General features: G+C 73.1%; 14 protein-coding genes. 8 read left to right on the top strand and 6 right to left on the bottom strand.

Annotated features, from left to right (window positions below; all coding sequences use genetic code 11):
- Window positions 1-90: 90 nt before the first annotated feature.
- The 5 genes from dpgD to BMY61_RS27360 all read right to left on the bottom strand — a co-directional run bounded on the left by dpgD (window position 91) and on the right by BMY61_RS27360 (window position 5,500).
- On the bottom strand, window positions 91-900 hold the full coding sequence (gene dpgD, locus BMY61_RS27380) for an enoyl-CoA-hydratase DpgD (protein ID WP_042445022.1): 810 nt from the start codon (window positions 898-900) through the stop codon (window positions 91-93).
- A gap of 90 nt (window positions 901-990) precedes the next feature.
- Complete coding sequence (gene dpgC / locus BMY61_RS27375) at window positions 991-2,259, bottom strand: (3,5-dihydroxyphenyl)acetyl-CoA 1,2-dioxygenase DpgC (protein ID WP_169791848.1); 1,269 nt, start codon at window positions 2,257-2,259, stop codon at window positions 991-993.
- A gap of 35 nt (window positions 2,260-2,294) precedes the next feature.
- Window positions 2,295-2,972, bottom strand: coding sequence for an enoyl-CoA-hydratase DpgB (gene dpgB / locus BMY61_RS27370; protein WP_042445025.1), 678 nt, complete (start codon window positions 2,970-2,972; stop codon window positions 2,295-2,297).
- Between the two features lie 85 nt (window positions 2,973-3,057).
- Window positions 3,058-4,146 (bottom strand): 3,5-dihydroxyphenylacetyl-CoA synthase DpgA, encoded by a 1,089-nt coding sequence (gene dpgA, locus BMY61_RS27365; RefSeq protein ID WP_042445026.1) that lies wholly within the window; start codon window positions 4,144-4,146, stop codon window positions 3,058-3,060.
- A gap of 19 nt (window positions 4,147-4,165) precedes the next feature.
- A complete protein-coding gene (locus BMY61_RS27360; protein ID WP_042445028.1) occupies window positions 4,166-5,500 on the bottom strand; it encodes an aminotransferase-like domain-containing protein in 1,335 nt (444 codons plus the stop codon).
- 377 nt (window positions 5,501-5,877) lie between these two features.
- Between BMY61_RS27360 and BMY61_RS27355 the strand changes: the two genes are divergently transcribed.
- The 4 genes from BMY61_RS27355 (at window position 5,878) to BMY61_RS27340 (ending at window position 9,147) form a co-directional block, all read left to right on the top strand.
- On the top strand, window positions 5,878-7,224 hold the full coding sequence (locus tag BMY61_RS27355; RefSeq protein ID WP_042445031.1) for a cysteate synthase: 1,347 nt from the start codon (window positions 5,878-5,880) through the stop codon (window positions 7,222-7,224).
- A 71-nt stretch (window positions 7,225-7,295) separates the two neighbouring features.
- Window positions 7,296-7,958 (top strand): cysteine dioxygenase family protein, encoded by a 663-nt coding sequence (locus BMY61_RS27350; RefSeq protein WP_082014893.1) that lies wholly within the window; start codon window positions 7,296-7,298, stop codon window positions 7,956-7,958.
- Window positions 7,959-8,077: 119 nt separating this feature from the next.
- The gene (locus BMY61_RS27345; protein ID WP_042445034.1) at window positions 8,078-8,290 is read left to right on the top strand and encodes an MbtH family protein; all 213 of its coding nucleotides are present in this window, start codon (window positions 8,078-8,080) and stop codon (window positions 8,288-8,290) included.
- Between the two features lie 83 nt (window positions 8,291-8,373).
- Window positions 8,374-9,147 (top strand): thioesterase II family protein, encoded by a 774-nt coding sequence (locus tag BMY61_RS27340; RefSeq protein WP_063773215.1) that lies wholly within the window; start codon window positions 8,374-8,376, stop codon window positions 9,145-9,147.
- A gap of 18 nt (window positions 9,148-9,165) precedes the next feature.
- On the opposite strand, the gene BMY61_RS27335 is transcribed toward BMY61_RS27340, so the two are convergent.
- Window positions 9,166-9,636, bottom strand: a complete 471-nt coding sequence (locus BMY61_RS27335) for an ArsI/CadI family heavy metal resistance metalloenzyme (protein WP_042445037.1) — start codon at window positions 9,634-9,636, stop codon at window positions 9,166-9,168.
- A 94-nt stretch (window positions 9,637-9,730) separates the two neighbouring features.
- On the opposite strand from BMY61_RS27335, the gene BMY61_RS27330 reads away from it, so the two are divergent.
- From BMY61_RS27330 to BMY61_RS27315, 4 genes are all read left to right on the top strand, one after another.
- Window positions 9,731-10,129 carry an ArsR/SmtB family transcription factor gene (locus BMY61_RS27330; RefSeq protein WP_042445040.1) on the top strand — a complete coding sequence of 133 codons (399 nt, stop codon included), beginning with the start codon at window positions 9,731-9,733 and terminating at the stop codon, window positions 10,127-10,129.
- Window positions 10,126-10,872, top strand: coding sequence for an aquaporin (locus BMY61_RS27325; protein ID WP_052438538.1), 747 nt, complete (start codon window positions 10,126-10,128; stop codon window positions 10,870-10,872). The genes BMY61_RS27330 and BMY61_RS27325 overlap by 4 nt, the downstream gene beginning before the upstream one ends.
- Window positions 10,873-10,963: 91 nt before the next feature.
- A complete protein-coding gene (locus BMY61_RS27320; RefSeq protein WP_425314715.1) occupies window positions 10,964-11,317 on the top strand; it encodes an arsenate reductase ArsC in 354 nt (117 codons plus the stop codon).
- 76 nt (window positions 11,318-11,393) lie between these two features.
- Window positions 11,394-12,230, top strand: coding sequence for an enoyl-CoA hydratase/isomerase family protein (locus BMY61_RS27315; RefSeq protein ID WP_042445046.1), 837 nt, complete (start codon window positions 11,394-11,396; stop codon window positions 12,228-12,230).
- The last annotated feature ends 3 nt before the right edge of the window (window positions 12,231-12,233 follow it).

Genomic DNA, 12,233 nt, shown 5'->3' with positions numbered 1-12,233 from the left:
GGTCAGTGCTCCGGTTCGTGTCAGGTGCGAGTGCGTGCGGCCACGGCACGAGCCGTGGCGTGGTGGGTGGTGGGGGACGGCGGCGGGCCGTCAGCGGCCCTGCCAGCGCGGCGGGCGCTTCTCGACGAAGGCGCGCGGACCTTCGTCGGCGTCCTCGCTGTGCATGCGGCGCTCCTCCCACGGGAACCGGGTCGCGAACGCCTGCTGGAGCGGCATCGTGGCGGCGGCCGCTGCGGCCTGCTTGACGGCGCGCACGGCCAGCGGGGCGCAGCCGAGGATGTCCGCGACCCAGGCGTCGACGGCGGCGTCGAGGTCCGCGGCGGGGACGACCTCGTTGACCAGCCCGAGCTGGTAGGCGCGGTCGGCGGTCATCGGGCGGCCGCTGATGAGGTGGCCGAGGGCGACGCGGTAGGGGGCCTGCCGGGTGAGGCGGAAGACGCCGCCCGCTCCGGCGATCAGCCCGAGCTTCGCCTCGGTCAGGGCGAAGGTGGCGGTGTCGGCCGCGACGATGACGTCGCAGGCGAGGGCGAGCTCGAAGCCGCCGCCGAAGGCGGCGCCGTTGACGCGGGCGAGGACCGGCTTGGCGAGCTCGAAGCGCTCGGTCAGTCGGGGCCAGCCGGGCTTGCCGCGGCTGCCGAAGGTGGAGGGCGCGTTGCTGCCGTCCTCGATGCGGGCGGCGAGCTCCTTGAGGTCCTGCCCGGCGGAGAAGGCACGCTCCCCGGCGCCGGTGAGGACGGCCAGCCACAGTTCGTCGTCGGCCTCGAAGTCGTCCCAGACGAAGGCGAGTTCCTCGTGCATGCGCAGGTCCATCGCGTTGGCGCGGTCGGGCCGGTCGAGGGTCACGTGGGCGACGTGCCCGCGCTTCTCGTAGCGCACGCGGGTGAGGTTGGCGGCTTCCATCTGCTGTCCTGCCTAGTGGAGAAGGTGTGGGCCCGGGAGCCCGACGGGGGTTTCGGGCTCCCGGGAGCGGTGCGGCGACCGGACCGGCCGTCAGGCCGAGAAGCGGCCGACCTTGCCGATGACGTCCGCGCTGTACAGGCGCAGCGCCTGCTGCATCGCGAACTCGGCCATGTAGAGCCGGAACTGCTCCGGCGGCTCCTCGGCCAGGTTGAGCATCCGCCGGTTGGTGGTCACGGCGGGGCCGTCGAGGCGGGCCAGGGACTCGGTGATCGCCTGGTCCATCCGGTCGGGCTCGACGACCTCGTCGACGAGCAGGCGCGCGTCGGGCTCGGCGGCGTGCAGGCGGCGCCCCCACAGCACGACCTGCCGGGAGACCCGGCCGCCGGCGAGGCGGCCCAGGCGCAGGTTGGCGGCGCCGGGGACGATGCCCTCCTGGGCGGCGGGGACGGTGATGTAGGAGTCGGACGCGGCGATGACCCGGTCGAAGACCATGAGGAGCTGCGCGCCGCCGCCGATGGCGAAGGTGTCGACGGCCGCCACCCAGGGCTTCTCGATGACGGGCGTGTGCCAGGCGCCGTCGTGGTCGACGCGCAGGCCGCGGAAGATCTTGTTGATGTAGCCGATCTCGCGGCGCAGCAGGAAGTCGACGAGCGAGATGTCGCCGCTGTGCAGGCTCTTGAGGTTGATACCGGCGCTGAAGACCCGGCGGCCGCGGTAGCGCGGGTGGGTCATCTCGCCGCCGCGCAGCACGGCCGCGTGCACGCCCGGGTCGAGCAGGGCGAGGTCGACGGCCGTCTCCATGTCGTCGACCTGGCGGTTGTCCTCGGCGTTGAGGCAGTCGGGCCGGGTCATGGTCAGGTGCGCGGCGCCGTCGCGGCGGGCCAGGTGCACCGAGCCGAGGTCGAGCTCACCGGTGCGCAGGAACTCGGGCAGCAGGGTGAGCGCGCGCTCGGTGGGCAGGGCCATGGTGTCGATCAGGTGCCGCCCGGCGACGGGCGAGCGCAGCACGGCACGCAGGAAGAGGCCCTGGTCGATCTCGTGGCCCTCCTTCTCCGCCTGGAGTCGGCCGCGCTCGGTGGCCAGCTGCTCGACGGTGGGCACCAGGCCGGGCCACTCCTCGGCCGCGGCGGCGACCAGTTCGGGCAGGCGCAGGTGGAGCGTGAGGTCGGCGGTGAGGCGTCGGTAGACGGCCTCGGCGAACCGGTCCAGGAACCGGGCGCGCGCGGTGCGGGCGGTGTTCTTGGCGTCGGCGGCCTGCTCGCGCTGCTGCGCGTCGCGCTCGGCGGGGGCCGGGAGGGCGGCGAGGACGGCCTCGGTTCGCCCGGCGATCCGGGCCAGCTCGCGGGCGGCGTCGGCCAAGCCCGCCTCCTCCGGGACCAGCGCCACGGGAGCGGTCACGAGGCAGCCTCGACGGCCGCGCGCAGGGTGCGGTCGCAGGCGGCGAGGTGACGGCCGAGCGCCTCCTCGTAGCTGGTGGTGCCGGCGTCGAGCATCAGCTGACGGCGGATACCCGTTCCGGCGCCGCCCTTCAGCTTGTCGAGGACGGGGCCGAGGGCGGCGGCCGGGTCGGCGGCGAGTTCGTCGAACAGGTGCAGGGCGCAGGCGCGTTCGGCGTCGATCGGGTCGCCGAAGAGCACGGCGCGGCGGGTGGCGGCGATGCCGGCCTGGTTGGCGAGCCGGTACAGGGCCATGCCGGGCCACACCTCGTCGGGCCGGCGCTCGTCGGTGTCGGCGCCGGCGAGCGGCACGAGCCGCGCGTCGGGCGTCGCGATGCGCACGTCGGTGGCGAGCAGCACGTCCAGGGCGGTGCCGCCGCAGTCGCCGGTGACCAGGGCGACGGTCGGCACGGCCAGCTTCTCCAGCCGACGCACGGCCCGCTCCCACTTGTTGACCAGCGGCAGCGGCACGTCCGCCCGGGTGGCCGGGGCGCCTGCGACAGTGACGACCAGCGGCGCGGCCGCGCCCGGGAGGTCCTCGGCGGCGTCGCAGAGCGCGCTCAGGGCCTGGACGGTCGCCGGGGTCAGCGGCTGGCTGCCGTCGAGTGTCAGCTGCGGCGCGGGGGTGCTGTTCATGAGGGTGTGGCCTTCTTGCTCGGGGAGGGGATGCGGGGTTCTGCGGGCACGGCCGGCCGGGCGGACGGCCAGGCGCACGGCCGGGTCAGAAGCGGACGAGCGCGGTCTCGATCGTCGAGCCGGGGCCCATGGTCATCAGCACGCAGTGGTCGCCGGGTTCGACGACCTGCTCCTGCAGCAGGCGCTCGTAGGAGAAGAGGAACGAGCCGCTGGAGAGGTTGCCGTAGTCGCGCAGCACCCCGGTGGTGTGGCGGACGTCGTGGCGGGTCAGGCCGAGGTTGACGCCGACGGCGTCGATGACCTTCTTGCCGCCGGAGTGGACCAACCACTGCCGGATGTCGCTGCGCCGCAGGCCGGTGCCGGCGAGCAGGCGGTCGACGACGCGTTCGGCGTGGGCCCCGACGACGTAGGGGACCTGGGGGTCGAGGTAGAAGCTGAACCGGTCCTGGGTGTCGTCCCAGTCGTAGCGCATCGCGTCGACGGCGTCGGTGATGATGTAGCTGGCGAACTTGAGGATCCGCGGACCCTCGGCGTGCGCGAGCGGCAGCTCGGGCTCACCGGCCATCAGCGCGACTGCGGCGGCGCCGTCACCGAAGAGGCTGTTGACGACGGAGGTGCGCATGGTGCCGTCGAAGACGTAGGCGGCGGAGCAGGCCTCCGCGCAGACCATGACGGCCAGCCGGCCGGGGTTGGCGCGGGACCAGCCGTTGACGGCGTTCAGGGCGTTGAGGCCGGCGTTGCAGCCCATGCCCACGACGTCGAGACGGCTGGTGTGCGGGTCGATGCCCAGCTCGCGGATGATCAGGGCGCTGAGGCCCGGGGTGAGGAAGCCGGTCGTGGTGACGCAGCACAGGTAGCCGATGTCGGAGAGGTCGGCCCCGGTCTGCTTGAGGACGTCCTGGACGGCACGCACGCCCATGTCGACGGCGTGCGTCTTGTGCTTGGCGAGCAGCTGTCCCTGGACCTCCATCACCCGGGTGCCGTCGGGGCCTTCGGGCGGCAGGGTCAGGTGACGGCGGTCGATGGCGCTGTTGAGGAAGACGGATCGGACGCGGGGGTCCTCGATCCGGAAGATGTCCAGGAGCTCCGCCTGCGAGTAGGAGGTCTCCGGGACGGCGGTGCTGACCGCGACGATGCGGGCCAGGTCGGTCGTGGCGGGGAGGGTCGTCGTCATCGGTGGATCGGTCCCGTCGTCAGTTCTGCTGCTGGTCCCGGACGAACCGGGCCAGCCGGTCCAGTCCCGTCTCGATCTCCTCGGGCCGCAGGTGGCTGAAGGAGAGCCGCATGACGTTCCGGGGGCGGGTGTCGGCGTAGAAGTGGTGCACCGGGGTCCACAGCACCTGGTAGGTCGAGGCGCAGTGCTCCAGCAGGTCGTCGCCGGCCGGGAAGGGGACGGTGAGCAGCAGGAAGAAGCCGCCCTCGGGAGCGTTCCAGCTGACGCCGGGAACGTCGCCGAGGCGGCGCTCGAGGCCGTCCAGCATCCGGGTGAGGTTGGCGCGGTAGGTGGCGATCTCGCGGACGTTGGCCTCGCGCAGGCTGCAGCCGTGGGCCAGCAGCTTGCCGCCGATGACCGCCTGGGCGATCGGCGAGGTGTTCACCGTGAGCATGCTCTTGACCTTGGCCAGCTGGTCCGCGAGCGTGCCGGCGCTGCCGTGAGCGTCGCTGACGCGCTGTTCGGCCAGGACGTAGCCGACGCGGGCGCCCGGCAGGCCGGTCTTGGCGAAGCTGCCGAGGTAGACGACGCGGGCGGCGGTGTCCAAGGCCTTGAGGGTGGGCGGCCCGTCCGGGTCGCCGAAGAGCCCGTAGGGGTTGTCCTCCAGGAGGAGCACGTCCTCCTCGGCGGCGATGCGCAGCAGTCGCCGGCGCGTCTCCAGGCTCATCCGGATGCCGCTGGGGTTGGCGAAGTCGGGGATCACGTAGCAGGCGCGGGGGTTGAGGCCCCTCGCCCTGATCTCGCGGATGCGCGCCACCAGGTCGTCGAGGTCGATGCCGTCGGCCGTGCCACGGACCGGCACCAGCGTCATGTCGACCAGGCCTGCGGCTCCGTGCACGCCGACGTAGCTGGGCGCGACGGCGAGCAGCACGTCGCGCTCGTCCCGGCGTAGGGCGCGCAGGGTCAGGTAGAGGGCCTCCTGGCAGCCGACGGTCACGACGAGGTCCTGCGGGTCCGCGTGGATGCCCTCGTCCAGGCGCAGGTGCTCGGCGACAAGTTCGTGGATGACGCCCTTGGTCCGGCCGTACTGCAGGACGGTGCGGCGCACGCCCTCCTCGTCGCCGCCGAGGCGCTCGGCCAGGTGCCGCCGGTACAGCGACAGGTAGCGCGGGAGGTCGTCGAGGTCGAAGTAGCCCTCGTACGGCCGCCCGGCGGCGAGGGAGACCGCGTCGGGGTAGCGCAGCGCGATCTCGTTGAGGAAGTTCATCGACTCGCTCACGGGCGAGGCGAGGGACGCGTGGAGATCGCCGACCAGCAACTCTGCGTAGTCGGCTTCGATGCCGTCGGCAGGGCCGGCGACGGGTCGAGGACCCATGATCAGTTCCTCTGCTTGCTTCGGTGGGACGTCAGTGATCCGGACACTAGCGGCCTTGGCCGAACAGCGACACTTGCCCGCCAGGGGCTGTCGGCTCGGCCAAATCCCATGCAGGCCTTGCCATTTGACCTGGTTAACGACCCTTCCACCACGGCCCGTGACAGTGGAAATTGATCTTCCGTTCAGATGATCTTCATGCATTGGACCGCCTCGGACGGGGTTCCTCCGAATGGCACAGGCTAGATTGACAACTGCCACGGTGCGTGACCGCCGCGCGTCCTGCTCGACCGACGCCGCTCCACGCCCGGGTCCGCGCACTCCGGACCCGCGACGCACCCCTCCTGTGAAGCACCCTGATCCCAAGGTGACTGGTAACCATGCCCGCTGACCGACTGCCACAGACCGACGCCGGTCACTACCGGCTCGTCTGCTGCGAATGCGGCGACCGCCGCGAGGACGACGGGACGGCACTCGGCTGTCCCGCCCCGCACGGCGCCTCCCTGCTGCGAACCGAGTACACCCGAGGTGGATTCACCCCGGACGACCGGGCGACGGGCGTCTACCGCTACCACCGGTGGCTGCCCGTGCGCCGGAGCCTGCCCGACACCGGACGCACCGTCGTCCGTCGCGCCGCACGGCTCGGCGCCGAGCTCGGCCTGCGCGAGCTGTGGATCGCCTTCAACGGCTACCACCCCGAGTGGGGCGCCGACCTCACCACCTGCTCGTTCAAGGAGCTGGAGGCCGCCACCGTCCTCGGCAGGCTCCCCGAGGCCGCCGGCACCCTGGTCGTCGCCTCGGCCGGGAACACCGCCGTCGCCTTCGCCGAGCTGTGCTCACGCCACGACGTGCCCGTCGTCGTGGTGGTGCCGCAGAGCGCACTCGGACAGTTGCGCTCGCGCACCCCCTACGGCCCGTCGGTCCGGCTGGTCGCCGTGGCCGACGCCGAGTACGCGGACGCGATCGCCCTCGCCGACGCGATCGCGGCGCTGCCCGGCTTCACCCCGGAGGGCGGCACGCGCAACGTCGGCCGCCGCGACGGCCTCGGCACGGTCGTGCTCGCCGCCTACGAGGAGCTCGGCCGGCTGCCCGACGTCTACGTCCAGGCCATCGGCAGCGGGGCCGGAGCCATCGCCGCCCACGAGGCAGCGCTGCGGCTGCGATGTACCGGCGGCGAGCAGGCCGGGCCGCTCCCCCGCCTGGTCCTCGCCCAGAACTCCTGCTTCGCTCCCGTCCACACCGCCTGGCACACCGGCGTGCGGCCGTGGGAGCGCGCCGACCCCGAACCCGACGCGATCCACCGGGCGTTCGCCCCCGAGCTGACCAACCGCCGCCCCCCGTACGACACCGCGGGCGGGCTGGCCGCCGCCCTGCGCGAGAGCCGCGGCGACGTCCTGGCCGAGGACAGCGCCACCGCCCGCGCCGCCATGGAGGCCTTCGCCGAGCTGGAGGGCGTCGACATCGAACCCCCCGCGGGCGTCGCCCTGGCCGCCCTGCGCACGGCCCTGCGCGAGGGACGCGTCGACGCGGACGCCACCGTCCTGCTCAACATCACCGGCGGCGGCCGGGCGCGCTACCGCCGCGAGCACCGCTTGGAGGCCAACGCGCCGACGCTCGTCGTCCCGCGCGAGGCCGCCCACGACCCGCGGTGGGTCGCCGACATCGCCGCCGCACTCACCCACAGCGTGGCGACCACCCGTCAGCCCGCTGTCCTCACCGGCCCGTAGACCCCACGGACCCCGGTCTTCCCTGCCCATTCCCCTCAGCCGACACCCCAGCGCCGAGGAGCGGTTCCCCCATGTCCCTCGTCTCCATCCCCTCACCCCGGCAACCCGCGCAGCCCACCCGGCCCGCGCCGGGTCACGTACCCCTGCCCGCCACCGCGCCCGGCGCGTCGCCGCGGACGGTCGAGCTCGCCGAGGTCCTCACCCGGGCGGTGCGCGCCGCCCCCGGTACCGAGCCCGCCGACCGCACCGCCGAGCGGGTCGCCCGCCGCCTCGCAGGTTTCCTGCGCCACCCGGACCTGCTCGCCGCCGAGCACCTGCAGCCCGACCCGGAGCACTACCGGCAGCACGTCCTGCACGTGGACCCGCAGGGACGCTTCTCGCTGGTCGCCCTGGTCTGGCTGCCCGGCCAGGCGACCCCCGTCCACGACCACACCACCTGGTGCGTCGTCGGCACCTACCGCGGGACGGAGGAGGAGACGAGCTACCGCTTCGACCGGCACCCGGACGGCCGGGCCGAGCTGAAGCCGGTGGCGACGACGGTCAACCCGCCCGGCACCGTCACCCACCTGACCCCGCCCGGCGACATCCACCTGGTCCGCAACGGCGGCGACGACCTCGCGGTCTCGCTGCACGTCTACGGCACCGACGTCCGGCGCCACGGCAGCAGCATCCGCCGACGCTACGACCTCCCGGGACTGTCCGGCTTCCCTGGCCTCCCCAGCCTCCCGCTCTGACACAAGTTCACCTGGCGGTCATGCCAGGGACTTGTTCTGTTCGTCGCTGTCGATCATGGTCTGTCCTGGTCGGCCGGTGAACACTCCCGCCCTGACCACCATCCAGAAAGGAACCCCCCATGGCCAATCCCTTCGAGGACGCCGACAGCACCTACCTCGTGCTCGTCAACCAGGAGAACCAGCACTCGCTCTGGCCCGCCTTCATCGACGTCCCGGCCGGCTGGACCACCGCTCACGGCCCCGACAACCGTCAGGCCTGCGTCGACTACGTCGAGACCAACTGGACCGACATGCGCCCGGCCAGCCTCGTCGCCGCCATGGCCGAGGCCTGAGCGGAACCCCACGGCCGTGGGCCCGAAGCACCGTCCCGGGCCCACGGCACCCTCCCTCGGATCCGAAGGCTCCCACCCGCACCATGCACACGAGCGTCCCGCCCCGCCACGCGCCGGGCGCAACCCCCTGGCTCCGCCCGCTGAACCACTGCGCGACGCCCCGACTTCGGCTGCTCTGCTTCCCGCCGGCCGGCGCGGGACCGTCCTTCTACCGCACCTGGGCGACCGGACTGCCACGGGACGTCGAGGCCCTCGCCATCCACCTGCCGGGCCGCGAAGGCCGGTTCAACGAACCCGCGCTCACGGACTACCGGGCCACCGTCACCGCGGTGCACTCCGGGATCCGGGACGCGCTCGTGCCGCTCCCCTACGCGCTGTTCGGCCACAGCCTGGGCGCGCTGCTCGCCCACGGCGTCGCCCTGACCGCTGCCGAACACGGCGGACGCGCGCCCGAGCACCTCCTGCTCAGCGGCACCGGCGGACCCGGCTCCACGCCACCCGTGACCGGCCGCGACGCGTGGAGCGACACCGAACTCGTCGAGGACCTGCGCGAGATGGGCGGAACCGCGGAGGACGTGCTCGCCACGCCGGAACTCCTCGACCTCCTCCTGCCGATCTTCCGCGCCGACTACGCCCTGTGCGAGAGCCACCACGCCGACCCGCCCGTCGGGCGGCTCGCCTGCCCGGTCACCGCCCTCGGCGGCGCCGACGACCGCCACACCCCCGACGACCTCTCACGCTGGGCGTCCGCCACGACCGGTCCGTTCACCTGCCGCACCTTCCCCGGCGGGCACTTCTTTCTCACCCAGGAGTCCGCGGGGCCGGCACTGGAGGCGGTGGCCGCCGCGCTGCGCTGAGGGCTGCGGAGCGGTCGGTCAGCCGCCACAGGCGCAACCGGAGGCCTCGGTCGGCTCGGCGGCGGAGACCGGCGCGGTGCAGCATGCGTCGCCGACCAGAACCGGCGCCTTGCCGAGGTGGTCGGCGTCGGCCTTGACGACGTAGACCTCCCAGGGCTCCTTGCCCGGGCCGTGGACCCAGACCTTGTCCTGGAGCGCGTAGCAGCAGGAGGTGTCGTTCTCCTCGAAGGTGGCCAGGCCCGCGTCCTTGAGGCGCGTGGTCGCGGCGGCGACGTCCTCGGTGGAGGCGACTTCGACACCGAGATGGTCGAGGCGGGTCTCCTGGCCCGGCTCGCCCTGGATGAGGACGAGCTTGAGCGGGGGCTCGGCGATGGCGAAGTTCGCGTAGCCGGGGCGGCGCTTGGCGGGCTCGGTGCCGAAGAGCCTGGAGTAGAACGCCACCGACGCCTCGAGGTCGGCGACGTTGAGGGCGAGCTGGACGCGGGACATGGCGGACCTCCACTGGCACGATCTGGCTGTTTCGATGAGCATCTATGCAGGACCGAGCTTGCTCTCCTGTATCGACGGATGTCAACATAGACGCATGTCGAAATCAGAGCTTCCGGCCCTCGAGGTCATCGGCCAGGACGCGGACGTCTGCTGCTCGCCCATGGTCCGCGAGCCGCTGGACGAGGCCGCGGCCGTCGACCTGGCCAGGATGTTCAAGGCGCTGTCGGACCCGATCCGGCTCCGCCTGCTCTCCCTGATCGCCTCCTTCGAGGGCGGCGAGGCCTGTGTCTGCGACCTGACCGGGCCGTTCGACGTCTCCCAGCCGACGATCTCCCACCATCTGAAGGTGCTGCGCGAGGCCGGTCTGGTCGACTCCGAGCGCCGCGGGACCTGGGTCTACTACTGGGTGCTGCCGCCCGCGCTGGCCAGACTGTCCAGCCTGCTCCAGGCGCCGGCCGAGGCCCCGACCGCTGCCGCCGGAGGCGCGAGATGACCAGTGCCGCACCGCTCGCCCGCCGGGCCGTCGCCGAGGCCGCAGGGACGGCCGTGCTGGTCGCGGTCGTGGTCGGTTCCGGGATCCAGGCCACCGCCCTGACCTCGGACGTGGGCCTCCAGCTGCTCGCGAACTGTCTGGCGACCGTCTTCGGCCTGGCCGTGCTGATCGCGTTGCTCGGCCCTGTCTCCGGCGCGCACTTCAACCCGGCCGTGTCACTCGCCGCCTGGTGGCACGGCCGCCGCGACGGCACCGGCCCGGACCTGCGCGAGGTCGGCGTCTACTCGCTCGCGCAGACGGCGGGGGCGATCGCCGGCGCCGTGCTGGCCGACGCCATGTTCGCCAAGCCACTGGTTTCCTGGTCGACGCACCACCGCTCGGCCGGACATCTGTGGCTCGCCGAGGCCGTGGCCACGGCCGGCCTGGTGCTGCTGATCTTCGGCCTCGGCCGGACGGGCCGCGAGCGCTTCGCGCCGCTCGCCGTCGCGGGCTGGATCGGGGCCGCCTACTGGTTCACCTCGTCCACCAGTTTCGCGAACCCCGCCGTGACGGTCGGCCGGATGTTCAGCGACACCTTCGCCGGGATCGCCCCCGCGTCCGCGCCGGGGTTCATCGTCGCGCAGCTCGTCGGCGCAGCGGTCGGCCTCGCCCTGGTCACCGTGGTGTTCGGCCGCCGCGACGGGCACCGCGCCGCCACGGCGGCCGCCCCCGGCGAGCAGGAGCTCGCCTCCTCCCGCCACTGACCTGACCGAACCGCCCGGAAGTGAGCCAGTTGTGAGCCAGTCCCGCCCGTCCGTCCTGTTCGTCTGCGTGCACAACGCGGGACGCTCCCAGATGGCCGCCGCCTTCCTGACCCACCTGGGCCAGGGGAGCGTCGAGGTCCGCTCGGCCGGCTCCGCGCCCGCCGACGCGGTCAACCCCGCCGTCGTCGAGGCCATGACGGAGGTCGGCATCGACATCTCCGCCGAGATCCCGAAGGTTCTCACCACGGAGGCCGTCCAGGCCTCCGACGTGGTCATCACGATGGGCTGCGGCGACGCCTGCCCGATCTTCCCGGGCAAGCGCTACCTCGACTGGAAGCTGGAGGACCCGGCCGGCCAGGGCGTCGACGCGGTGCGGCCGATCCGCGACGAGATCAAGGACCGAGTCACCCGCCTCCTGGCCGAACTCGGGCTCCAGGCGCACTGATTCCGCGCTGGCGCTCTAGCTGACGCAGTGTCAGAATACGGCGTCCTGGGCGTCCGTCCAGGCCGGAGGGAGTGCCGTGTTCCCCACTGCGCCGCTGCTGCCCGAGGAGGAGTGGTTCATCCGGCTGGAGCGCACCGACGAGGGCCGAGTCGCCGTGCTCACGCTGGACACCCCCGACAGACTCAACGGGTGGAGCTGGGAGGCGACCCGGCAGCTCGCCGCGCGGGCGGACCAGATCCGGTTCGACCCGCAGGTGCGGGCCGTGCTGCTGCGGGCCAACGGTCGGGCGTTCTGCGCCGGGATCGACGCCGCAGCACCCGGGTCGCCCGTCACCGGACGCTCCGATGCCGAGCTGGTGCGGAACTACTACGAGGGGATCCGCCACGTCCACGAGCGGCTGCGGGCCTTCTCCGGTCTGCCGCAGCCCGTGGTCGCCGCCGTGCAGGGGTACTGTCTCGGGTTCGGCTTCGAGCTCGCGCTGATGTGCGACATCCGCGTCGCCGCCGCGGACGCGGTGTTCGCGTTGCCGGAGGTGACGCTCGGCGTGGCGGTCGACGCGGGTGGGGACCTGCGACTGGCCAGGGAGGTCGGCGCCGGGTGGGCCAAGCTGCTGGCGCTCACCGGACGGCGGATCGACGCCGCGACCGCCGAGCGCATCGGGGCCGTGCAGTCGGTGGTGCCGAACGACCAACTGCACAGCGCTGCGTTGGAGGTGACCCGGGAGCTCGCGGCCAACGCCCCGCTCGCCGTGCAGGCGGTCAAGCGCAGCATCGACGCCTACACCGACCAGGCCCTCGCGGACGGCCTGCGCACCCAGGCGCTGTCCGCCGCCGCGCTGTTCGCCTCCACCGACAAGACCTCCGGCTACGCGGCCGCCGCCCGACGCGAGCGCGCGACCTTCGAGGGGCGGTGACGG

This window comes from Streptacidiphilus jiangxiensis (genome assembly GCF_900109465.1).
In the GTDB taxonomy this organism is placed as follows: domain Bacteria; phylum Actinomycetota; class Actinomycetes; order Streptomycetales; family Streptomycetaceae; genus Streptacidiphilus; species Streptacidiphilus jiangxiensis.
Note: the sequence above shows the minus strand (reverse complement) of the source record. Positions and strands in the feature narration are given on the sequence as shown.

Excerpts from the sequence above, each read along its gene's own strand:
- BMY61_RS27345 (WP_042445034.1), top strand. The coding sequence starts at position 8,078 with ATGGCCAATCCCTTCGAGGACGCCGACAGCACCTACCTCGTGCTCGTC.
- dpgD (WP_042445022.1), bottom strand. The coding sequence starts at position 900 with ATGGAAGCCGCCAACCTCACCCGCGTGCGCTACGAGAAGCGCGGGCAC.
- dpgB (WP_042445025.1), bottom strand. The coding sequence starts at position 2,972 with ATGAACAGCACCCCCGCGCCGCAGCTGACACTCGACGGCAGCCAGCCG.
- dpgA (WP_042445026.1), bottom strand. The coding sequence starts at position 4,146 with ATGACGACGACCCTCCCCGCCACGACCGACCTGGCCCGCATCGTCGCG.
- BMY61_RS27360 (WP_042445028.1), bottom strand. The coding sequence starts at position 5,500 with ATGGGTCCTCGACCCGTCGCCGGCCCTGCCGACGGCATCGAAGCCGAC.
- BMY61_RS27325 (WP_052438538.1), top strand. The coding sequence starts at position 10,126 with ATGACCAGTGCCGCACCGCTCGCCCGCCGGGCCGTCGCCGAGGCCGCA.
- BMY61_RS27340 (WP_063773215.1), top strand. The coding sequence starts at position 8,374 with ATGCACACGAGCGTCCCGCCCCGCCACGCGCCGGGCGCAACCCCCTGG.
- BMY61_RS27330 (WP_042445040.1), top strand. The coding sequence starts at position 9,731 with ATGTCGAAATCAGAGCTTCCGGCCCTCGAGGTCATCGGCCAGGACGCG.
- BMY61_RS27355 (WP_042445031.1), top strand. The coding sequence starts at position 5,878 with ATGCCCGCTGACCGACTGCCACAGACCGACGCCGGTCACTACCGGCTC.
- BMY61_RS27350 (WP_082014893.1), top strand. The coding sequence starts at position 7,296 with ATGTCCCTCGTCTCCATCCCCTCACCCCGGCAACCCGCGCAGCCCACC.
- BMY61_RS27320 (WP_425314715.1), top strand. The coding sequence starts at position 10,964 with ATGGCCGCCGCCTTCCTGACCCACCTGGGCCAGGGGAGCGTCGAGGTC.
- BMY61_RS27335 (WP_042445037.1), bottom strand. The coding sequence starts at position 9,636 with ATGTCCCGCGTCCAGCTCGCCCTCAACGTCGCCGACCTCGAGGCGTCG.